Source organism: Streptomyces sp. NPDC043876 (genome assembly GCF_056435825.1).
On sequence record NZ_JBWKDV010000001.1, the window covers coordinates 290,471 to 312,174 of the forward strand.

Annotated in this window: 19 protein-coding genes; 11 read left to right on the plus strand and 8 right to left on the minus strand. The window is 72.3% G+C overall.

The genetic code is table 11. The features are described from left to right. The first annotated feature begins 188 nt into the window (after nt 1–188). Nucleotides 189–2,504 carry a SpoIIE family protein phosphatase gene (locus AC0693_RS01475; protein ID WP_478800983.1) on the plus strand — a complete coding sequence of 772 codons (2,316 nt, stop codon included), beginning with the start codon at nt 189–191 and terminating at the stop codon, nt 2,502–2,504. A gap of 97 nt (nt 2,505–2,601) precedes the next feature. On the opposite strand, the gene AC0693_RS01480 is transcribed toward AC0693_RS01475, so the two are convergent. After that, nucleotides 2,602–4,893, minus strand: coding sequence for a transglycosylase domain-containing protein (locus tag AC0693_RS01480; protein ID WP_469317698.1), 2,292 nt, complete (start codon nt 4,891–4,893; stop codon nt 2,602–2,604). 231 nt (nt 4,894–5,124) lie between these two features. Here AC0693_RS01480 and AC0693_RS01485 point away from each other — a divergent pair, with 231 nt between their 5' ends. The 5 genes from AC0693_RS01485 to AC0693_RS01505 all read left to right on the plus strand — a co-directional run bounded on the left by AC0693_RS01485 (nt 5,125) and on the right by AC0693_RS01505 (nt 9,962). Next, on the plus strand, nt 5,125–6,036 hold the full coding sequence (locus AC0693_RS01485) for an SPFH domain-containing protein (protein ID WP_469317697.1): 912 nt from the start codon (nt 5,125–5,127) through the stop codon (nt 6,034–6,036). Next, a complete protein-coding gene (locus tag AC0693_RS01490) occupies nt 6,036–6,326 on the plus strand; it encodes a type II toxin-antitoxin system antitoxin (protein WP_478741104.1) in 291 nt (96 codons plus the stop codon). The genes AC0693_RS01485 and AC0693_RS01490 overlap by 1 nt, the downstream gene beginning before the upstream one ends. Before the next feature lie 74 nt (nt 6,327–6,400). Then, nucleotides 6,401–6,925: a PadR family transcriptional regulator gene (locus AC0693_RS01495; protein WP_478800711.1), complete on the plus strand. Its 525-nt coding sequence runs from the start codon at nt 6,401–6,403 to the stop codon at nt 6,923–6,925. Continuing rightward, on the plus strand, nt 6,922–7,608 hold the full coding sequence (locus AC0693_RS01500) for an ABC transporter ATP-binding protein (RefSeq protein ID WP_478800712.1): 687 nt from the start codon (nt 6,922–6,924) through the stop codon (nt 7,606–7,608). Before AC0693_RS01495 ends, AC0693_RS01500 begins: the two co-directional genes overlap by 4 nt. After that, nucleotides 7,605–9,962 (plus strand): FtsX-like permease family protein, encoded by a 2,358-nt coding sequence (locus AC0693_RS01505; protein WP_478800713.1) that lies wholly within the window; start codon nt 7,605–7,607, stop codon nt 9,960–9,962. Before AC0693_RS01500 ends, AC0693_RS01505 begins: the two co-directional genes overlap by 4 nt. 6 nt (nt 9,963–9,968) lie before the next feature. Here AC0693_RS01505 and AC0693_RS01510 read toward each other — a convergent pair whose 3' ends face one another. Next, nucleotides 9,969–10,946 carry a hydrogen peroxide-inducible genes activator gene (locus AC0693_RS01510; protein WP_469317692.1) on the minus strand — a complete coding sequence of 326 codons (978 nt, stop codon included), beginning with the start codon at nt 10,944–10,946 and terminating at the stop codon, nt 9,969–9,971. Nucleotides 10,947–11,114: 168 nt separating this feature from the next. On the opposite strand from AC0693_RS01510, the gene AC0693_RS01515 reads away from it, so the two are divergent. Together AC0693_RS01515 and AC0693_RS01520 are read left to right on the plus strand one after the other, a co-directional pair. Further along, nucleotides 11,115–11,669 carry a peroxiredoxin gene (locus AC0693_RS01515; RefSeq protein WP_356404361.1) on the plus strand — a complete coding sequence of 185 codons (555 nt, stop codon included), beginning with the start codon at nt 11,115–11,117 and terminating at the stop codon, nt 11,667–11,669. Nucleotides 11,670–11,672: 3 nt separating this feature from the next. After that, entirely contained in the window at nt 11,673–12,224 is a 552-nt protein-coding gene (locus tag AC0693_RS01520) for an alkyl hydroperoxide reductase (RefSeq protein ID WP_469317691.1), read from the plus strand. 159 nt (nt 12,225–12,383) lie between these two features. Here the strand turns inward: AC0693_RS01520 and AC0693_RS01525 are convergent, their stop codons facing one another. The 5 genes from AC0693_RS01525 to AC0693_RS01545 all read right to left on the minus strand — a co-directional run bounded on the left by AC0693_RS01525 (nt 12,384) and on the right by AC0693_RS01545 (nt 18,140). Next, nucleotides 12,384–13,109 (minus strand): hypothetical protein, encoded by a 726-nt coding sequence (locus AC0693_RS01525; protein WP_478800714.1) that lies wholly within the window; start codon nt 13,107–13,109, stop codon nt 12,384–12,386. 4 nt (nt 13,110–13,113) lie between these two features. Continuing rightward, nucleotides 13,114–14,439 carry an AI-2E family transporter gene (locus AC0693_RS01530; RefSeq protein WP_469317689.1) on the minus strand — a complete coding sequence of 442 codons (1,326 nt, stop codon included), beginning with the start codon at nt 14,437–14,439 and terminating at the stop codon, nt 13,114–13,116. A 114-nt stretch (nt 14,440–14,553) separates the two neighbouring features. Beyond that, nucleotides 14,554–15,267, minus strand: coding sequence for an aggregation-promoting factor C-terminal-like domain-containing protein (locus tag AC0693_RS01535; protein ID WP_356404353.1), 714 nt, complete (start codon nt 15,265–15,267; stop codon nt 14,554–14,556). Nucleotides 15,268–15,668: 401 nt separating this feature from the next. Next, the gene (locus AC0693_RS01540) at nt 15,669–16,985 is read right to left on the minus strand and encodes a PhoH family protein (protein ID WP_356404351.1); all 1,317 of its coding nucleotides are present in this window, start codon (nt 16,983–16,985) and stop codon (nt 15,669–15,671) included. A gap of 393 nt (nt 16,986–17,378) precedes the next feature. Then, nucleotides 17,379–18,140: an isoprenyl transferase gene (locus AC0693_RS01545; protein WP_356404349.1), complete on the minus strand. Its 762-nt coding sequence runs from the start codon at nt 18,138–18,140 to the stop codon at nt 17,379–17,381. A 127-nt stretch (nt 18,141–18,267) separates the two neighbouring features. Here AC0693_RS01545 and mgrA point away from each other — a divergent pair, with 127 nt between their 5' ends. Continuing rightward, nucleotides 18,268–19,305: an L-glyceraldehyde 3-phosphate reductase gene (gene mgrA, locus AC0693_RS01550; protein ID WP_469317688.1), complete on the plus strand. Its 1,038-nt coding sequence runs from the start codon at nt 18,268–18,270 to the stop codon at nt 19,303–19,305. Nucleotides 19,306–19,446: 141 nt separating this feature from the next. On the opposite strand, the gene AC0693_RS01555 is transcribed toward mgrA, so the two are convergent. Next, nucleotides 19,447–20,175 (minus strand): prepilin peptidase, encoded by a 729-nt coding sequence (locus tag AC0693_RS01555; protein ID WP_478800715.1) that lies wholly within the window; start codon nt 20,173–20,175, stop codon nt 19,447–19,449. 126 nt (nt 20,176–20,301) lie between these two features. Here AC0693_RS01555 and AC0693_RS01560 point away from each other — a divergent pair, with 126 nt between their 5' ends. Together AC0693_RS01560 and AC0693_RS01565 are read left to right on the plus strand one after the other, a co-directional pair. Continuing rightward, on the plus strand, nt 20,302–20,775 hold the full coding sequence (locus tag AC0693_RS01560) for a DUF192 domain-containing protein (RefSeq protein ID WP_478800716.1): 474 nt from the start codon (nt 20,302–20,304) through the stop codon (nt 20,773–20,775). A 50-nt stretch (nt 20,776–20,825) separates the two neighbouring features. After that, complete coding sequence (locus tag AC0693_RS01565) at nt 20,826–21,443, plus strand: SMI1/KNR4 family protein (RefSeq protein WP_469317685.1); 618 nt, start codon at nt 20,826–20,828, stop codon at nt 21,441–21,443. Nucleotides 21,444–21,704 lie beyond the last annotated feature (261 nt).

A 21,704-nucleotide genomic window follows, 5' to 3' on the forward strand; every position in this document is an offset into this window, starting at 1 on the left:
AGGCGGGGGAGGTACCGCGGGCGACGGTGCCCCGGCCGCTGAACGGGTATACCGCGACTGACCGAGTTGAGTGCAGCGCACATCCAGCGCAAACGGACGGAATTCCACGCGTGACGGAGTACCCCACCTCTTACGAGGGCCCGCAGCCTGCCGCGGCGGCCGCGACACCGGCGCCGGGCGGCTCCGACCTGCCCGGGCCCCGCCCGGTCCGGCGGGGTGCGACCGCTGCCGGTGCGGACACCGGACCCGGTCCCCGCGCCGGTTCCCCCGCCGGCCCCCGCGCCGGTTCCCCTTCCCGATCCGATGACCAGGGCCACGGCAAGGCGCCCGCCCCGGCCGCCCAGGACACCCGGCCCGGCCCGCCGGACTCCGCTTCCGATGCGGGTTCCGGTTCTGGCTCCGGGTCCGCCTCGGGGTCCGGGTCCGCTTCCGGGATCCCCGCCGCCCGCCGCGGTGACGCCGGCCCGGGGCGGGACGGGAGCGCCCGGGACGTGGGCGCCGCCCGCAACGCCGGCGCGGCCCCGGACGCGTCCCCCGGCGGCCCCGACGGCGCCGCGCCGGCTCCCGGGCCGGGGAGCGCCGTACCCGCCGGGACCGCCGTACCGCTCGGCCACGACCCGGCGGCGCCCTCCGCGCCGGATTCCGGTACGGGTTCCGCAACGGGCTCCGGTTCCGGCGACCACGGCGGACTGACCGGTGTCCCGGACATGAGCGCCGCGCGCCGCGAGGGCGACCGGCTCCGCTTCGTCGGCGCCGCCACCCGCAGGATCGCCCGCGGCATCGACCTCGACGAGATCGTCCTCGGCCTGTGCCGGGCCACCGTGCCCACCTTCTCCGACGCGATCCTCGTGTACCTGCGCGATCCGCTCCCCGTCGGCGACGAGCGCCCGGTCGGCCCCGTCGTCTTAAGGCTGCGCCGGACGGACCGGCTGCGCCCGATCGACGACCTCACCGACGCCGTGCGCGGCGGCGACACCACCGGCGCCGGGCTCGACCTCTCCGCGGTCACCGGAGCCGGGGGCGAGCTGGACTTCAGCCAGCTGGCGCTCGTCGGTCCGCAGGGCGACCTGCCCGCGGCCGAGCTGTGCGAGATCCGCTCCGGCGGAGCCCTGGCCGAGGTGCTGCGCGGCGTACGGCCCGTCTTCGGGTCCTCCGCGGCGGCCCGCGCCGCGCTGCCCGAGCTGCTGGGCGCGGAGCACCCCGTACCGCGCGGCCAGCGGGCGATCCTGGCGCCGCTGCGCGGCCGCCGCCGGGTGATCGGCGCGGCGGTGTTCCTGCGCACCCCCGAGCGGCCCGCCTTCGAGCAGAACGACCTGCTGGTCGCCGCCCAGCTGGCCACGCACACCGCGCTCGGCATCGACAAGGCCGTCCTGTACGGCCGCGAGGCCTACATCGCCGACGAGCTCCAGCGCACCATGCTCCCGGACAGCCTCCCCCAGCCCACCGGGGTCCGCCTGGCCAGCCGCTACCTGCCGGCCGCCGAGACGGCCCGGGTCGGCGGGGACTGGTACGACGCCATACCGCTGCCCGGCAGCCGGGTCGCCCTGGTCGTGGGCGACGTCATGGGCCACTCCATGACCTCCGCCGCGATCATGGGCCAGCTGCGCACCACGGCGCAGACCCTGGCCCAGCTGGACCTGCCGCCCGCCGAGGTGCTGCACCACCTGGACGAGCAGGCCCAGCGGCTGGGCTCGGACCGGATGGCGACCTGTCTGTACGCCGTCTACGACCCCGTCTCGCACCGGATCACCATCGCCAACGCCGGCCACCCGCCGCCCGTCCTGCTGCACCTGGGCGGCCGCGCCGAGGTGCTGCGGGTGCCGCCCGGCGCCCCGATCGGGGTCGGCGGCGTGGATTTCGAGGCCGTCGAGCTGGACGCGCCCGCCGGAGCCACCCTGCTGCTCTACACCGACGGCCTGGTGGAGTCCCGGCTGCGGGACGTCTGGACCGGCATCGAGCAGCTGCGCGAGCGGCTCGCCACGACCGCGCAGCTGACCGGGCTGGACCACCCGCCGCCGCTGGAAGCGCTCTGCGACGACGTCCTGGACATGCTCGGGCCGGGTGACCGGGACGACGACATCGCGCTGCTGGCGGCCCGCTTCGACGGGATCGCGCCCAGCGACGTCGCCTACTGGTTCCTGGACCCGGAGGAGACCGCTCCGGGCCGCGCCCGGCGCTTCGCCCGCCGCGCCCTGTCCCGCTGGGGCCTGGAGGAGCTGAGCGACTCGCTGGAGCTGCTGGTCAGCGAGGTGGTCACCAACGCCGTGCGGTACGCGGAGCGGCCCGTCACGCTGCGCCTGCTGCGTACGGACGTCCTGCGCTGCGAGGTCGGCGACGACTCCCCGCAGCTGCCGCGCCAGCGCCGGGCCCGGGACACCGACGAGGGCGGCCGCGGCCTGTTCCTGGTCAACCGGATGGCACGGCGCTGGGGTGCGACCCGGCTGAGCAGCGGCAAGGTCGTGTGGTTCGAGCTCGCGCTGCCGGGGGCGCCCGACCGGCGCTGACCGGCGTCCGGCTCCGGCCGGCCGTCCGTCCGTACGCGAAAGCGCCGCCCGGCAGCGGGGATGCTGCCGGGCGGCGCTTTCGTGTCCTGGGCCTCCCCTACGGGAACGGCGGGAACGGGTTGGTGCGCGTCGGGTTGGGCGACGAGTGGCCCGGGTTGGGCGAGGAGTGGCCCGGGTTCGGCGAGGAGGTGCCCGGGTTCGGGTTCACGCTGCGCGAGCTGGTGGCGGTCGGGCTCGGCGTGACCGGCGCGGACGCGCTACGGGTGCTGCTCGGCGACGGGGTGCGGCTGGCCGAGGCCGTCTGGGTCGGCGTCGGGCTCGGGGGCGGCGTGCCCATGTCCGCGTCCGGCAGCTCGAACTTCACCGTGTCCACGCCCGAGAGCGCGGCCAGCGTGTACGCCTTCCAGATGGCGGCGGGGAAGCTGGAACCGCCCGCGCGGCCGAGACCGGCGGTACCGGTCAGGGTGACCTGTTTGCCGGTGCCGACCTCTTCACCGAACATCGCGACGACCGTGACCAGTTCCGGGGTGTAGCCGGTGAACCAGGCGGCGACGTTGGACTCGGTCGTACCGGTCTTGCCCGCGGCCTGGTAGGCGTCGCTGTAGACCTTGTTGCCGGAACCGTCGGTGACGACGCCGGTGAGCACCTTGGTGACGGTGTCGGCGGTGGAGGTGTCGATCACCTGGTCGCCGATGGTCTGCACCGGCCTGTAGGTGCGCGCGTGGTTCTGGGCGCTCTTGATGATCGACGGGGTGACCTTCTTGCCGTGGTGGTCGAAGGTCGCGTAGACCCCGGCCATCTCGACGGTGCTCGCGCTCATCGTGCCCAGCGCCATGGCGGGCTTGTCGGCGGGCCAGCCGTCGCGGTCCCTCATGCCGAGGTTGAGGCCCATCTCCTTGACCTTCTCCGGCTTCGCGTCGACGGTCATCTGCGCGTAGACGGAGTTGACGGAGGAGTTGGTCGCCTTCTGCACGGTGACGTTGTGGCCGATGTCCCAGTAGTTCTGCTGGTCCTGGTTCTCCGGGGAGAACGGGGTGTCGCTGCCGACGACCGGGCGGCCGCTGGTGCCGTCGTAGAGGGTGCTCGGCGTGATCGGCTTGCCGTCCTGCGTCTTGGCGCCGTTCTGCAGGGCGGTGGCGAGGACGACCGGCTTGAAGGTCGAGCCGGGCTGGAAGTCGGTGCGCAGGGCGTTGCTGGACCACTTCTCGCCCTGGCCGGTGCCGCCGTACATCGCGACGATCGCGCCGGTCTTGGGGTCCACCGAGGTGGCGCCCGCCTGCACGTTCTGGTCGATGGGGCGCTCCGCGGTGTTCTTGCGCTCCAGCTTGGATTCCAGCTCGTCGTTGACGGCCTTCTCCAGGGCGGCCTGCTTCTTCTTGTCGATGTTGAGCTTGATCGTCCAGCCGCCGGCGTCGATCGCGGCCTTGGGCACGCCCTGCCGGTTCAGCTCGGCGTCGGCGGCCTCCATCAGGTAGCCCTTCTGGCCCTCGCGGCCGGGGGCCGGCTTGGGCTTGATGGGCTCCTGGAAGTGCAGGGTCTTGCGCTTGGCCTCGTCGAGCTTGCCCATGCCGACCATGTTGTCGAGGGTCGCGTTGAAGCGGACCATGACGAGGCGCTTGCCGTTGGGGCCCGCGGTCGCCCAGTCGTAGGAGCTGGGGGCCTGCAGGACGGCCGCCAGGTAGGCGCCCTGCTCCAGGGTCAGCTTCTGGGCGTCGACGCCGTAGTAGGCCTGCGCGGCCGCCTGGATCCCATAAGCACCGCGACCGAAGTAGCTGGTGTTCATGTAACCCTCGAGGATCTCGTTCTTCCCCAGCTTCTGGTCGGTCTTGAGGGAGATCACCATCTCCTTCAGCTTGCGCGTCGCCGTCTGGTCCTGGTTCAGGTAGTAGTTCTTGACGTACTGCTGGGTGATCGTCGAACCACCGGCCTTGCCCTTGCCGGTCACCGTGGAGAGGAAGCCGCGCACCAGGCCCTTGAAGTCGATGCCCTGGTCCTTGTAGAAGTTCTTGTTCTCGATCGCGATGAACGTGGTGCGCACGTCCTCCGGGACCTTGTCGAAGGGGAGGATCTCGCGGTTGTACTTGCCCGTGCGGGTCATGACGGAGCCGTCGGACCACTGGTAGACGTTGCTCTGGAGCGTCGCCTCTTCGTTGGGCTTGGGCGCGTCGACGTAGAAGTAGAGGCCGACCGCCGCGGCCATGCCGAGCAGGATCATGCCGAAGAACGCGCCGAGGATCTTCTTCCAGGTGAAGAACCTGCGTATGCCGGTCCGTTTGCCGGTGCCGGCTCCCGCACCGCTCTTCCCGCGGCCGCTCTTCGGCGCGCGTCCGCGCGGCGCACGCCGTGTCCCGCGCTGCTGCTGCGCCCGTCGCGCTTCTGCTCGGCCCATCGCTCCCGCTCCGCTCAATAACCCCCGACGTCAGCTCAGAAAGCTAACACCGGCGGCTGTGACAAGGGCTGCACAATCCTGATCAAAAAAGGTCAATCCGGACGTGAGAATCAGCACCCACGCTCAACGAACCGACGCCTAGCAGACCAGAAGAGTTGCGGTGCGCCAAAAAAGTGATATCAATTTGCTAAGGAGTCGGACCGACTCCGACGGACCGAAACGGGGCGAACCATGACAAACAACACCGATATGCCGGAACCGCAGGTACGGGAGTACCCGGCGCAGAGCGTGGGCGGCGGGCTGGCCCTGCTGCTCGGACTGCTGGGGCTGGTGCTCGGCGGCGGACTGATCGCCACCGGCGCCGTCCTCACCGCCGTGGGCGCCAAGGCGGGCCTGATCGCCTTCGGGGTCGTCGTCATCCTCGGCTCCCTCTACGCGATGTGCGGGCTCAACACGGTCGCCCCGGGCGAGGCCCGCGTGGTCCAGCTCTTCGGCCGCTACAAGGGCACGATCCGCACCGACGGCCTGCGCTGGGTCAACCCGCTGACCTCCCGCGAGAAGATCTCCACCCGCGTCCGCAACCACGAGACGGCCGTCCTGAAGGTCAACGACGCCTACGGCAACCCGATCGAACTGGCCGCGGTCGTGGTCTGGAAGGTGGAGGACACCGCACGGGCCTCCTTCGAGGTGGACGACTTCACCGAGTTCGTCGAGACCCAGACCGAGGCCGCCGTCCGGCACATCGCCATCGAGTACCCCTACGACGCCCACGACGAGGGCGGCCTCTCCCTGCGCGGCAACGCCGAGGAGATCACCGAGAAGCTCGCGGTCGAACTGCACGCCCGGGTCGAGGCGGCCGGCGTCCACATCATCGAGTCCCGCTTCACGCACCTCGCGTACGCCCCCGAGATCGCCTCGGCCATGCTCCAGCGCCAGCAGGCCGGCGCGGTCGTCGCGGCCCGTCGCCTGATCGTCGAGGGCGCGGTGGGTATGGTCGAGCTCGCCCTGACCCGCCTTCAGGAAGAGGACGTCGTGGATCTGGACCCCGACCGCAGGGCCGCCATGGTCTCCAACCTCATGGTCGTCCTCTGCGGTGACCGCGCCGCCCAGCCCGTCGTGAACACCGGCACCCTCTACCAGTGATGCCGGGAGGCGAGCCGACGGCCCCCGGGGGGCCGGGCGAGGAGGAGGGGAGCGCCCCCGCCGCCGGCGCGGCCGGGGGCCCGGCCCGGCGCGCGCCGCGCAAGCAGGTGCTGCTGCGGCTCGACCCGCAGGTGTACGACGCGCTCGCCCGCTGGGCGGGCGACGAACTGCGCAGCGCCAACGCCCAGATCGAGTTCCTGCTGCGCCGCGCCCTCGCGGAGTCCGGCCGCCTCCCCTCCTCCCCGGGCCCCCTCCCCCGCCGCGGCCGCCCGCCGAAGTCCACTGGATGACGGTCCGGCCCGTGCTTGGGCGGACGCCCGCCCCCCATACGCCGCGGCTATACACCGTGTGTACAGTCGCGGCCATGTCCATCGGTCACACACTGCTCGGCCTCCTGGAGGCCGGTCCGCGGCACGGGTACGACCTCAAGCGTGCCTTCGACGAGACGTTCGGCCACGACCGGCCGCTCGCCTACGGGCAGGTCTACTCGACCATGTCCCGGCTCCTGAAGAACGGCCTCGTCGAGGTCGACGGCGTCGAGAGCGGCGGCGGGCCGGAGCGCAAGCGGTACGCCATCACCGACGCCGGGATCACCGACGTCGAGGTCTGGCTGGGCTCCCCCGAGAAGCCCGAGCCGTACCTCCACTCGACCCTCTACACCAAGGTCGTCCTGGCCCTGCTCACCTGCCGCAGCGCCGAGCGGCTCCTCGACACCCAGCGCGCCGAACACCTGCGGACGATGCGCCTGCTGACCACCCGAAAGCGCAAGGGCGACCTCGCCGACCAGCTGATCTGCGACCACGCCCTGTTCCACCTGGAAGCCGACCTGCGCTGGCTGGAGCTGGCCGCGGCCCGGCTGGACCAGCTCGCCCGGGAGGTCCGCCGGTGATCCCGGACGGTTCGCTCCTGAGCGCCGAGGGCCTCTACAAGTCCTACGGCTCCAACGCCGCCCTGACCGGCGCCGAGTTCTCCATCCACCCCGGCGAGGTCGTCGCCGTCATGGGGCCCTCCGGCTCCGGCAAGTCGACCCTGCTGCACTGCCTCGCCGGGATCCTCACGCCCGACGCGGGCACCGTCACCTACGCCGGGCGGGACCTGTCCGCCCTCAACGACGCCCAGCGCAGCGCCCTGCGCCGCAGCGAGTTCGGCTTCGTGTTCCAGTTCGGGCAGCTCGTGCCGGAGCTGACCTGCGTGGAGAACGTGGCCCTGCCGCTGCGCCTGAACGGGGTCCGGCGCAAACAGGCCGAGGCCACCGCCCTGCACTGGATGACCCGCCTGGAAGTCGAGGACACGGCCGCCCGGCGCCCCGGCGAGGTCAGCGGCGGCCAGGGCCAGCGCGTCGCCGTCTCCCGCGCCCTGGTCACCAGCCCCCGCGTGGTCTTCGCCGACGAACCGACCGGCGCCCTGGACTCCCTCAACGGCGAACTGGTCATGCAGCTGCTCACCGAGGCCGCGCGGGCCGCCAGTACCGCCGTGGTGCTGGTCACGCACGAGACGCGGGTCGCCGCCTACTCCGACCGCGAGATCGTCGTGCGCGACGGCAAGTCCCGCGACATGGAACGCATCGTATGAGCGCCGTCCGCGGCTGGCTCCGCGAGCTGCTCATGGGGGCCCGGTTCGCCGTCACCGGCGGCCGCCAGGGCTGGACCCGTACGGCGCTCACCGCCGTCGGCGTCGGGCTCGGCGTCGCCCTGCTGCTGGTCACGGCTGCGCTGCCGAGCGCGCTGACGGCCCGCACCGACCGGGGCGACGCCCGCTCCCGCATGTCCCTGACCGGTCCGGAACGGGCCGCCGCGGACACCTTCCTGATCACCCGCGCCAGCCGGGACTTCCACCACAAGTCGATCGATGGTGCCTACGTCCGGGCCGAAGGCCCCCGCGCCCCCGCCCCGCCCGGCCTCGCGCGGCTGCCCGGCCCGGGCGAACTCGCCCTCTCCCCCGCGCTGGACGCCCTGCTGAAGTCCGACGAGGGCGCACCGCTGCGCGAGCGCTTCGACGGCAAGGTCGTGGCCCTCATCGGCGACGCGGGCCTGATCGGCCCCGGCGAACTCTTCTTCTACGCGGGCAGCGACAGCCTCCGCAGCGACGGCACCCGCTACGGCGCGGTCCAGCGCTTCAACGCCTTCGGCGCCGACGACGAACCCGACCGGCTGGACCCGGTCCTCGCCCTGATGGTCCTGCTCACCTTCGTCGCCCTCCTGATGCCGGTCACCGTCTTCATCGCGGCCGCCATCCGCTTCGGCGGCGAGCAGCGCGACCGCCGGCTCGCCGCGCTGCGCCTCGTCGGTGCCGACGCCAGGATGGTCCGGCGGATCGCCGCGGGCGAGGCACTGGCCGGGGCCGTGTTCGGGCTGCTCCTCGGCACCCTCTTCTTCCTGGTCTCCCGGCGGCTCGTCGCCAGCGCCGCCCTGGGCCGGCGCAGCGTCTTCCCCGCCGACCTCGATCCGAGCCCCTGGCTGGCAGCGCTCGTCGCCGCCGCCGTGCCGCTGCTCGCGGTCGCGGTCACCCTCTTCACCCTGCGCGGGGTGGTCATCGAACCGCTGGGGATCGTACGCACCGCCCGCCCGGCCGGGCGCCGGATCTGGTGGCGGCTGCTGCCGCCGCTCGGCGGGATCGCCCTGCTGGCGCCGCTGGCGACCCGTGACTCCGACGCGGCGACGTACAACCAGGTGCGGGTGGGGGCCGGCGTCGTGCTGCTGCTCCTGGGCATCACCGCCGTCCTGCCCTGGCTGGTCGAACGGAGCGTCTCCGGGCTGTCCCGGGGCCCCGTGTCCTGGCAACTCGCCGTACGCCGCCTACAGGTCGGCAGCGGTACGGCGGCGCGGCTGGTCAACGGCGTCGCGGTCGCGGTCGCCGGGGCCATCGCCCTGCAGATCCTCTTCGCGGGCACCGAATCCGCCTACACCACCCTCATCGGCGTCGATCCGGCGCGGGCCCAGATGGCGGTGACCGCCCACCGGCAGCCGGGGTCCGACCAGCGCATCGAGGACATCGGCGCGAAGGTCGCGGGCGCGCGGGGCGTGACCAAGGCCGTGGCCCTGACCAGGACGACCGCCGCCGCCACGGTGCCCGCGGAGGACGGGATGATCCAGGTCACCGTGGGCGCCTGCGACGCGCTGCGCGAGATCGCGGTGATCGAATCCTGCGCGGACGGCGACTCCTTCGTCCTGACGGGCGGTACGAGCCCGGAGGCGGCCCCGTACGGGAACACCGCCCGGGCCGGTGACCAGCTCTTCGCCGGCTCCGTGTTCGGCAACCCCGGGGACGAGCCCCCGGTCCGGTGGACGGTCCCGGCCGGGGCCCGCACGGTGGCCGCCCGCCCGGGCCCGGACGGGGACCTGGCCACGGGCCTGCTCGCCACCCCGTCCGCGGCGCCCCCGGTCCCCGACGCGCAGGTCAACGCGAGCGTCTACGTCCTGCTCGACCCCGCGGTGGCGGAGGCGGAGGCGGTGGAGAACGTCCGCACCGCCGCCTACCGGGCGGATCCGCTCGCCGAGGTGCAGACCCTCCAGTTCTCCCGGCCCGACGGCCAGTACGGCACGATCCGGGCCGGGCTGTACATCGGGGCGGTCCTGGTGCTGGTGCTGATCGGGCTCAGCCTGCTGGTCGCGCAGCTGGAGCAACTGCGGGAGCGCAAGCGGCTGCTGTCCTCGCTGGTGGCCTTCGGCACCCCGCGCGGCACGCTGTGCCTGTCGGTCCTGTGGCAGACGGCGCTGCCGATCGCGCTGGCCCTGGTCCTGGCCTCGGCAGTGGGCCTGGCCCTCGGCTCGGTCCTGCTGCGGATGACCGAACTGCCGGTGGTGATCGAGTGGAACGTGGTCCTCGCGATGGCCGGGGCGGGCGGCGCGCTGGTCCTCCTGGTGACGCTGCTCAGCATGCCCGCGCTGCTGCGCATGATGCGCCCGGACGGCCTGCGCACCGAGTAGCCGGGGTCAGTGGTCGGCCGGCCAGACCGGCAGGGGGCGCACGGCCTGGCGCAGGGAGTGGGCGATCGCCGCGAACTCCTGGGCGCGGGCCGTGCCCGTCCGCATCGCGAGCGCGATCCGGCGGGTGGGCGCGGGCTCGGCGAAGTACCCGGTGGCGAGGTACTCGTTGCGGGTGGTCTCCACGCGCAGGGCGGTGCGCGGCAGCAGGGTGACGCCGAGGCCGCCGGCGACGAGCTGGACGAGGGTGGAGAGCCCGGCGGCGGTCGTGGTGACGTCCGCGCCCTCGCCGCGGCCGGCCTCGCGGCAGATGTCCAGGGCCTGGTCGCGCAGGCAGTGCCCCTCGTCGAGCAGGAGCAGCTGGAGGCCGCGCAGTTCCTCGCGCGGGATGTCCCGGCGCCCGGCGAGCGGGTGCTCGCGGGGTGCCAGCAGGACGAACTCCTCGTCGAAGAGGGGCAGTTCGGTGACGCCGGGCACCCCGAGCGGAACCGCGAGGAGGAGCAGGTCGAGCCGGCCGCCGGTGAGTCCGTCGAGCAGCGAGGAGGTCTGCTCCTCGTGCACCTGGAGGTCCATCAGCGGGTAGCGCCGCTGGAAGAGCCCGAGGACGGTCGGCAGCAGGTAGGGGGCCACGGTGGGGATCACGCCGAGCCGCAGCGCTCCGGTGAAGGGGGCCCGTACGGCTTCGGCCTCCTCCATCAGCGCGCCCATGGACTCCAGCACCACCTTGGCGCGGGCCGCGATCCGCTCGCCCGCCGGGGAGAGCAGCACCTTGCGGGTGGTCCGCTCCAGCAGTTGCACGCCGACGGCCTCCTCCAGCGCGGAGACCGCGCCGGACAGGGCGGGCTGGCTCATGCCGATGGCGGCGGCGGCGTCCCGGAAGTGCAGGTGCTCGGCGACGGCCGCGAACGCCCGCAGCTGGGCGAGCGTGGGCTGTTTCGAGCCACCCTTGACCACGGTCTTCACGCCGCCCTTGGTGTTGATCTTCACGCCGCCCTGCGCTCCCCTCTTACCGGCTGCCACTGATAGGCAGCTCCGATCACCCGCCACAAGAGTAGCTATTTCTGTAATCAATCCAGGTGTGCCAGCATGTGGGATCCGTCCAACCCCCTCGGAAAGCCCCCAAAAAGGCAACTTTCCCGTCCGCTTGGAGTGCACGTGCTCACTGTCGGTGACAAGTTCCCCTCGTACGATCTGACCGCTTGCGTCTCCCTGGAGCCGGGCAACGAGTTCGCCCAGATCGACCACAAGGCCTACGAAGGCAAGTGGCGCGTGGTGTTCTTCTGGCCGAAGGACTTCACCTTCGTCTGCCCGACCGAGATCGCCGCCTTCGGCAAGCTGAACGACGAGTTCCTCGACCGCGACGCCCAGGTCCTCGGCGTCTCCGGCGACTCCGAGTTCGTCCACCACGCCTGGCGCAAGGACCACGCCGACCTGCGCGACCTGCCCTTCCCGATGCTGGCCGACTCCAAGCGCGAGCTGATGCAGGCCTGCGGCGTGCAGGGCGAGGACGGCTTCGCGCAGCGCGCCGTCTTCATCGTCGACCAGAACAACGAGATCCAGTTCACGATGGTGACCGCCGGTTCCGTGGGCCGTAACCCCAAGGAGGTCCTGCGGGTCCTCGACGCCCTGCAGACCGACGAGCTGTGCCCCTGCAACTGGAACAAGGGCGAGGGCACCCTCGACGCCGGCGCGCTGCTGGCCGGTGAGTGACCCGTGTCCCTCGACACGCTGAAGGCGTCCGTCCCGGACTTCGCCAAGGACCTGAAGCTGAACCTCGGTTCGGTCATCGGCAACCAGGACAAGCTCTCGCAGCAGCAGCTGTGGGGCACCGTCCTCGCCTGCGCGATCGCCGCCCGCTCCCCGCGCGTCCTGCGTGAGCTGGAGCCCGAGGCGAAGGCGAACCTGTCCGCGGAGGCCTACACCGCCGCCAAGTCCGCCGCCGCGATCATGGCGATGAACAACGTCTTCTACCGCACCCGCCACCTGCTCTCCGACCCGGAGTACGGGACGCTGCGCGCGGGCCTGCGGATGAACGTCATCGGCAACCCGGGCGTCGAGAAGGTCGACTTCGAGCTGTGGTCGCTCGCGGTCTCCGCGGTCAACGGCTGCGGCCAGTGCCTGGACTCGCACGAGCAGGTCCTGCGCAAGGCCGGCGTCGACCGCGAGACGGTCCAGGAGGCCTTCAAGATCGCTTCGGTGATCCAGGCCGTCGCCGTCACCCTCGACGCGGAGGCGGCCCTCACCGAGGCCACCGCCACCGCTTAGCACCACCACCTGGCACCACCGCGCGGCGCCGCCGCGCAGCTCCACCGCCGGACCCGCGCGAACAGCGCGTGCACAGCACGGGGCCCCGCCGCCGTCATCCACGGCCGCGGGGCCCCGTGTGCGTTCGTGTGGCGCGTCCGCGCCGCGTCCGGAGGCGCGCTACTTCTTCAGGGCCGCCAGCAGCTCGCGCATGTCGGCGATCATCGCCGCCTCGATCGGGACGTAGTCGACCGGGCCCGTCCCGGGGGGCCGCATCGGGTCGGCGGTACCGAACGGCATGACCATGAGGGTGAAGACCGCTCCGCCGTCCAGCACCTTCAGCCGGGGCCCCTGTCCGTCGTCCGCCGGGGTCATCACCGCGCGCTCGCCGAGGTCCGGTACGGCCGCCCGCTCCACCGGGTTCCCGCCCCGCTCCCAGGGGTCCTCGACGCCGAACTCCGGCTCCGGGTCGGTCTTCTTGTGCAGCTCGGCGGTCGCCCACACGTTGAAGCTGCCGTACCTGTTCCTACTGCCGTCGTTGCGCTCCGCGGTGCTCAGCGTGCACATCGCCCAGTCCACCGCGGGGTGATCGGACCGCTGGCTGATCGGGGCGTCCTTGCGCAGGTCCCCGAGGGCGGCGGTGAGCGCCGTGGCCTTCAGGCTGTCGCACAGCTTCTCCGGCATGCCGTAGGCCACGGGGGGCGCGTCCAGTCGGTCCCCGAAGGCGTACAGGCCGCCCGCCCACAGGGCCGAGGCCAGCGCCGCCCCGCCCAGGGCCCACGCCCAGCGGCCGCCGCGCCGGGCGCCGCCGCCCGGCTCCGCCCCGGAAGCGGCCTGCGCGGGCGGCTCCGGGGGACCCGACAGCTCGGTCGTCCAGCCGGAATCGGCTTCGGGCTCGGATATCACCGCTCTACTCCCCCGGTTCGGCCGCCGCCGGTTCCAAGGCCGTCGCCCCGTGCGGGCCGGGGCCGAACTGCGCGTACTGCTCCCGCGAATACACCCGCAGGTAGCCGACGACGGTGTTGGTGACGGCCACCAGGGGTACGGCGACCACCGCGCCCCCGATGCCCGCGATCATGCCGCCCGCGGCCACCGAGAGCACCACTGCCAGCGGGTGCACCCGTACCGCGCGCCCCAGGATGAAGGGCTGCAGCACGTGCCCCTCGATCTGCTGGACGGCGAGGACGACGGCCAGCACCATCAGGCCGGTGAACGGCCCCTGGGTGACCAGCGCCACGACCACCGCGAGGGCGCCCGAGACCACCGCGCCGACCAGCGGGATGAAGGCGAACAGGAAGATGAAGACGGCCAGCGGCACCGCCATCGTCACGTCGAGGAACCACAGGCCGAGGCCGATGAAGATGGCGTCGATGAGCGCCACGAGGACCGTGCCCCGGACGTAGGCGGTCAGGGTGCGCCAGGCGCGCGGTCCGGCGCCCGCCACTCCGGCGCGCGCGGCGGTGGGCACCAGGCCCAGCACCCAGTGCCAGATCTTCGCGCCGTCGTACAGCAGGAAGAGGGTGGAGAACATGGCGAGCAGGATGCCGGTCAGCACCTCGACCATCACCGTGACGCCCTGGAGCCCGGCGGAGGTGATCTCCTGGGTGTTGGTGCCGATGGTGTCGCTGAGGTTCTTGGCGATGTCGTTGATCTGCTGCTCGGTCACGTGGAACGGGCTGTTGAGGGCCCACCGCTTCAGCTCTTCGATGCCGTCGCGGACCCGGGCGGAGAGCTGGTCGAGGTTCTCCATGACCTGCCAGACCACGAACCAGCCGACCAGCCCGATGACCACGAAGCCGAGGATGGCGGTGACGGCGGTGGCCAGCCCGCGCGGCAGGCCCAGCCGGCGCAGCCGCACCACGAAGGGCTGGAGCAGCGCGGTGACGAGCAGCGCGGCGGCGAAGGCGAGGACGACCAGCCGGACTTCGCTGATCACCTTCATCACGACCCACAGCATCCCGGCGACCAGCAGCAGCCGCCAGCTGACCTCGGCGGCCACCCGCATGCCCCAGGGCACCACCGCGACCGGGTCGGGCCGCGGCCGCGCCGGATACGGCTCGGCCGCGGCCCCGGCCTCTTCGGCGCGGTGCACGGCGGCGGTGCGGGCCGCAGCGGGCCCGCCGAGGGCCGGGTCCGCGTTCTCGGCCTCGACCTCGGCCCGCCGCTCGTCCAGCTTCGCCTCGACCTGGCTCAGCCCTCGTCCGATCCTGCCCAGCAAGGCTGACCACTTCGACATGTCGTCCCTTTCCCCCCGCCCGTCCCTACGCGCGCCTGGGACGACGGTACACGCGAGGAGCCCCGCACCGTAGAACGGTGCGGGGCTCCTCGCGGTGGTGCGGGGGGCCGGCGACTAGTACCAGTCGTTGGCCTGGTGGAACGTCCAGGCGCCACAGGGGCTGTGGTACGTCTCGTTCATGTAGTTCAGACCCCACTGGATCTGCGTGGCCGGGTTGGTGCGCCAGTCGGAGGCCACCGAGCTCATCTTCGATCCCGGGAGCGCCTGGACCAGGCCGTAGGCGCCCGAGGACGAGTTGACGGCCAAGTAGTTCCAGGTCGACTCCGCGTCGACGATGTTGGAGAAGCACTGGAACTGGCTCGCGGGCACGATCTGCCGCGCGATCGCCTTGACCTCGGCCACCGTGTAGGAGCTCTTCGGGGTGAAGGAGGACGCGTCGCGGGCGGAGGACCGGCTGGCGACCTCTTCCTTGGCCTCGCGCTCCTTCGCGGCCTTCGCCTCGAGGTCGGCCTTCTCCTTGGCCTCGGCCGCGGACTTCTTGTCCTTCGCGTCCTTGGCGGCCTGGATCCGCGCCGCTTCCTCGACCGAGCGCTTGGCATCGGTGTCGGCGGCGTGGGAGATGGCGTCGGCCTGCTCCGTCAGCGAGGCGTTCTGCACGCGGGCCTGCTCGCCCGCGGGAATGTCTGCGAGGAGAGTCGCTCCCGACGCGGTCGTCTCGAGGCTGTTCGAGTTCTGGGGGTCGCCTGTGGCAACACCCACGACGGCGCCGACGGTGGTGACCGCGGTGGCTGATGCCACGGCGAATCCCCGTACCGAGATGCGGCTCACACGGTGTCCTTCCAGCAGCGTCCACAACGGTGACCCCGCGGACGCAGGAATGCCCCTGACGCTGGCCTCCATGGTGCTGTGGTCACGGGAGGCGCGGGCCCGTGGGCAACTCCCTTGCGGGAGTGCCGCGTGGTGCTTGCGGGCGGCATACGGCGGTCGTTTGTGGAGTTGTTGCCGAGCTGTGCAGCCACGAGGGATACACGTGTGCCGTATGCGGGGCCTTACGGAAAGCAGACTCTGCCGGACCGTGACGCCGCGAGGCAATTCTCCGTTGCGTGGGAAAGGTCACACCTGCTGCGACCGCGCCGATTTCGCCGAAGCCCTGTGCAGCGGTGCGCCGCCCGACTAGGCTCGTTCGCCTTTGCCGGACGGCGCCAACTTCCGTACCGCTATGGGTCCTTTCAGATGGTTTCCAGCATCTCCGTCACGAGGGCGGCGATGGGCGACCGCTCGGAGCGGCTGAGCGTGATGTGGGCGAAGAGCGGATGACCCTTCAACTTCTCGACCACGGCCACCACTCCGTCGTACCGGCCGACCCGCAGGTTGTCCCGCTGGGCGACGTCGTGGGTCAGGACGACCCGGCTGTTCGCCCCGATCCGGGAGAGCACGGTCAGCAGGACGTTGCGCTCCAGCGACTGGGCCTCGTCCACGATCACGAAGGCGTCGTGCAGCGAGCGGCCCCGGATGTGGGTGAGCGGGAGCACCTCCAGCATCCCGCGGCCCAGGACCTCTTCGATGACCTCGCGGCCGGCGACCGCCGAGAGGGTGTCGAACACCGCCTGGGCCCAGGGGCTCATCTTCTCGGAGGCGTCACCGGGCAGGTAGCCGAGGTCCTGGCCGCCGACCGCGTACAGCGGCCGGAAGACCATCACCTTCTGGTGCTGCCTGCGTTCCAGTACCGCTTCCAAGCCCGCGCAGAGCGCGAGCGCCGACTTGCCGGTGCCGGCCCGGCCGCCCATGGAGAGGATGCCGATCTCCGGGTCGAGCAGCAGGTCCAGCGCGATGCGCTGCTCGGCGCTGCGGCCGTGCAGCCCGAAGGCCTCGCGGTCCCCCTTCACGAGCCGTACGTTGCCGTCCGCGGTGACCCGGCCCAGCGCCTTGCCGCGCTCGGACTGGATGACCAGGCCGGTGTGCACGGGCAGTTCCGCGACCTCGGGGACGTACAGCCGGTCCTCGGAGTAGAGGAGGTCCACCTGCTCGCCGGAGAGGGCGATCTCGCTCATGCCGGTCCATCCGGCGTCGGTGATGGCGAGTTCCGCCCGGTACTCCTCGGCGATCAGCCCCACGGAGGAGGCCTTGATGCGCAGCGGGAGGTCCTTCGACACGACCGTGACGTCGTACCCCTCGGCCTGCAGGTTGCGGGCGACCGCGAGGATGCGCGAATCGTTGTCCCCCAGCCGGAAGCCCGCGGGCAGGATGCCCGGATCGGAGTGGTTCAGTTCGACACGCAGGGTGCCGCCGAGGTCGCCCAACGGGATGGGGGCGTCGAGGCGACCGTAGCGAACGCGGAAGTCGTCGAGCAGGCGCAGCGCCTGCCGGGCGAAGTAGCCGAGTTCGGGATGGTGCCTCTTGGCCTCCAACTCGGTGATCACCACGATCGGGAGCACGACCTCGTGCTCGTCGAATCGGGAGACCGCGTTGGGGTCTGCCAGCAGGACGCTGGTGTCGAGGACGTAGGTCCGCCTGTCGGGCAGGCGGCGCTTGGTGCTGGTCACCACGGAAGGACGTACCCCCTCGGAAGAGGTCGGGCCATGAAGACCGGACCGGTCATCGGCCCCCGTGCCAGGGCCGATTTCCGGCCCTCCAATCCGTCCGTGCGAACCGCACGCGCGTCCTGGTGCAAAGGGCCTCCCGGGCGAACGGCTCTGTGCCGTCCGCTGAGACTCGACACCCGTGGACCGGACGTCGACCTGCATGGGGTATGCCCTCGAACACGCGCTGCCATGCCACGGCATATGACGGACGCTGAGTGAATCCCTGGTGAAGGCCTCGCGCGGACGGGTGCGGCCGGGGAGCGCGGGGGCGGGTGCGGACGCGCAGCGGGCCCCGGACAGGAGTCCGGGGCCCGGGTGCGGGTCGGGGCGGCGAGGGGCCGACAGGAGCGGGGGGGGTCAGGTCCCGTAGCGCCGGTGACGTGCCGCGTAGTCGCGCAGGGCCCGCAGGAAGTCCACCTTCCGGAAGGCCGGCCAGAACACTTCGCAGAAGTAGTACTCGGAGTGGGCGCTCTGCCAGAGCATGAATCCGGACAGCCGCTGTTCGCCGCTGGTGCGGATCACGAGGTCCGGGTCGGGCTGGCCGCGCGTGTAGAGGTGCTCGGCGATGTGGTCGATGTCGAGGATCTCGGCGAGCTCCTCGAAGGAGGTGCCCTTCGAGGCGTGCTCCAGGAGCAGCGAGCGCACCGCGTCCGCGATCTCCTGGCGGCCGCCGTAGCCCACCGCGACGTTGACCAGTATTCCGCCGCGGTCGAGGGTGGCCTGCTCGGCCTCCTTGAGCACGGACTGGGTGCGGGCGGGCAGCAGGTCCATGTTGCCGACGTGGTGCACCCGCCAGCGCCCGTCGGCGGCGAGGCCCCGCACGGTGTTCTCGATGATCGTCAGCAGCGGGCCGAGTTCGTTCTCGGGCCGGTCGAGGTTGTCGGTGGAGAGCATCCACAGCGTGACGACCTCGACGTCCGACTCGTCGCACCAGCCGAGCAGCTCGGAGATCTTCTCGGCTCCGGCCTGGTGGCCCTGTTCCGTGGTGCCGCCGGAGGCCTTGGCCCAGCGCCGGTTGCCGTCCAGGATGACGCCGATGTGCTTGGGCGCCGCGTCATGGTCGATGCGGCCTTCCACCCGGCGTGCGTAGAGCCTGTACACCAGGTCGCGCAGATTCACGATCTTCCAGCCCCTCCGTGCAATGCCCCCGTGCGAATTGCGGTCCCCCTCAGGGCCGCAACATTACTGCGCCCGCGCGGGGCTCACCCAACTCGGTCCGTCACAAGTCCGTGATAGGGAGGACATCGTGACTGATACCAATCCCTATCGGGCAGAGCCCTCGCGCTACGACTCCATGGAGTACCGGCGCTCGGGCCGCAGCGGCCTGAAGCTCCCCGCGATCTCGCTCGGACTCTGGCACAACTTCGGCGACGACACGTCCCTGGCGTCCCAGCGCTCGATCCTGCGCCGGGCCTTCGACCTGGGCGTGACCCACTTCGACCTGGCCAACAACTACGGCCCTCCGCCGGGCTCCGCCGAGCTGAACTTCGGCAAGCTCTTCGCCCAGGACTTCGCGCCCCACCGCGAGGAACTGGTGCTCTCCACCAAGGCCGGCTACCTCATGCACGCCGGCCCCTACGGCGAATGGGGCAGCCGCAAGTACCTGCTCGGCTCCCTCGACGCGTCCCTGAAGCGGATGGGCGTGGACTACGTCGACATCTTCTACTCGCACCGCTTCGACCCGCACACCCCGCTGGAGGAGACCATGGGCGCGCTGGCGTCCGCGGTGCAGCAGGGCAAGGCGCTGTACGTCGGCGTCTCCTCCTACACGGCGGAGCAGACGGCGGAGGCGGTGCGGATCCTGCGCGAGCTGGGCGTGCGCCCGCTGATCCACCAGCCCTCGTACTCCATGATCAACCGCTGGACAGAGGAGGACGGCCTGCTGGACGCCCTGGAGGACGCGGGGATGGGCTGCATCTCCTTCGCGCCGCTCGCCCAGGGCCTGCTGACCGGCAAGTACCTCAACGGCATCCCGGAGGGCTCACGGGCCACCCAGGGCAAGTCCCTGAGCCCGGACCTGCTCTCCGAGGACGTGGTCCGGCGCCTGAACGGGCTGAACGGCATCGCGGCCCGGCGCGGGCAGTCGCTGTCGCAGCTGGCACTGAACTGGGTGCTGCGCGACGAGCGGATGACCTCGGCGCTGATCGGCGCCTCCAGCGTGCGGCAGCTGGAGGAGAACGTGGCCGCGCTGGCGGGCGCTCCGCTCTCGGAGCAGGAGCTGAAGGAGATCGATTCCTTCGCGGTCTCGACGCCCGGGGCCAACATCTGGGCCCAGCGGGGATGACCTGCGGTTCCCCGTCCCGCCGGGGGCGGGGGGCCGGAGACGAAAAACGGGCCGGTCCGTGGGGGGGATACGGACCGGCCCGAGGGGGGGGTTCCACCATAACCCTTCGTAAAGCCTGATGCGTGCATTGCCGCGCCACGACTACGCTCCGGGACCGCCGAGGAACATTCCGGTGAGCGCGCCGGCCGCCATGAAGGGGCCGAAGGGAAAGGGGTCGCGGCCTCGGGCGCGGCCCCGCAGGAGCAGGGCGAGGCCGTACAGGGCGCCGTAGAGGAAGCCCAGGAACGCACCCGCCATCCATACCCCCCACCCGTACCACCCAAGAGCGACCCCGAGGGGGAGCGCGAGCTTGACGTCCCCGAAGCCGAGCCCGGCCGGGTTGACCGCGAAGAGGACCAGGTACGCCGCCCCGAGCGCGCCCCCGCCCAGCAGCGCGAGCCGCCAGGACCCGGCGGCCCCGGGGGCGAGGGCCGCCAGCCCGAGCAGGGCGGCCACCGCGGCGGCCAGCGGCAGGGTCAGCACGTCGGGCAGCCGGTGCACGGCCAGGTCCACCAGGGCGAGCAGCACCGGTACGGGCGCCAGCGCGACGAAGACCGCGGTCTCGGGCCGGACCCCGGCGGCCGCCGCCAGCGCCGCGCAGACCAGGGCGGTGAGTACGGCCGTACGGGTGGCGCGCGGTCCGTAGGGGCGGCCGGAGCACCGTGCGGGGCCCAGCCAGCCGCGCGGCCCGCGGCCCAGCGGGTGCCCCCGGGGGCAGCTCGCCCGCCACGGCTCCCCCGGCTCGACCCCGAGCCGGTAGGCGGCCCGCGGCAGGAGCAGCCCGGCGGCCACGCCGTACCCGGCGGCAAGGATGATCACGACCACGCCCATCCCGCCGACCGTAGGCCCCCGTGCGGCGGGGGTCATGGGCCCGGGGACCCATGGCCGGGCCGCCCGCCCCCGGCGGAGACTGGTCCCCGGGCCGGCACCCCCGCCGGCCGGGAGCGAGGGACGCGGATGGCACGGCGCTGGCAGGACGGACCGGGCACGCTGGGCCTCCCGGGGGGCGGCGAGGTGGCCCTGGAGATCGCGGCCTCGTACCGCGCGCGGACCCGGGGGCTGCTGGGGCGGGACGGGATCGGGGCGGGGGGCGCGGGGGCGGGGGACGCCTCGGGCGGGGTTGCGGGGGCCACGGCGTCCGGGGTTTCGGCGGCCGAGGCGCTGCTGCTGACCCCGGCCGGGAGCGTGCACACCTTCGGGATGCGGTTCGCCATCGACGTGGCCTACCTGGACCGGCGGCTGCGGGTGCTGGCGGTGCGCACGATGGTCCCGGGCCGGCTCGGGCTGCCGCGGGCGCGCTCGCGGCACGTGCTGGAGGCGGCGGCGGGGGCGATGGCGGGCTGGGGGCTGCGGCCGGGCGTGACGGTGACGGTGAGCGGGGGCGGGGACGGGGTGACCGCGGCACTGGGACCGGCCCCCGGCGCACGGTAGGTTGGGACGGTTGGGCATCAGGCGGGGTGCGGGATCGTCGGGGAGCGGCTGTGGCAGAGAACGCGCAGGTCAAGGCGTTGGAACAGATCATGTCCGCGACACACGGCGCTGACGAGGACATCGACTGGCAGGCCGCCGAGGCGGTCTGGGGCACGCGCTTCCCCGCCGACTACGTCGCGTTCATGGGCCGGTTCGGCGCGGGCACCATCAACGGCGAGGCGACGGTCCTGCTGCCCCTGCCCGCGTCCGGACCGCAGTGGGACCCGGCCGAGATGGCCGAGGAGACCGCGAACGCCCGCGCGCTGTGGGCGGCGGAGGGCGGCCGGGCCGCCTTCGACGTCGACCCGGAAGCGATCCTGGCGTGGGGCGTGGTGGGCGGCGCCGACATCCTGTGCTGGCTGACCACCGACCCCGATCCGGACCGCTGGCCGGTGCTGGTCTGCGGGCGGCACACCGCCGACGTCTTCGCGGTGTACCCGTACGGCATGGCGGAGTTCCTGCTGCGGATGTGCTCGGACGAGTTCGACATGAGCCCCGTCGGGATCACCTTCTGGGACGGCGAGCAGCTCGGCTTCGTGCACTGGCGCAAGGCGCAGCGGCGCTGGCAGGAGGGCCGCAACCCCGAGACGGGCGAGCCGGACCCGTACGCGGGCGACTTCGCCGACTGACGGCCGGCCGTTCGGCCGTTTCGCGCCGCCGCGCTCCGCTCCGGGCCCGAGCCCGTTTCCCCACCGGAAACGGGCTTTTCGCACGTCTACGCGCGTCGGAATTGCCGATCACATATGGGAAAACACCAGTCCGAAAAGCATTGCTTGGAGCATTGCCCACAAGTGCCGCCCCAACGGAATCAATCCCCCTTCCCCAGGAGAGAATTCCGGCCAACGGGCCGCGCGGGAACACCCCGACCGGAGCAACCCATAAGTAACGTC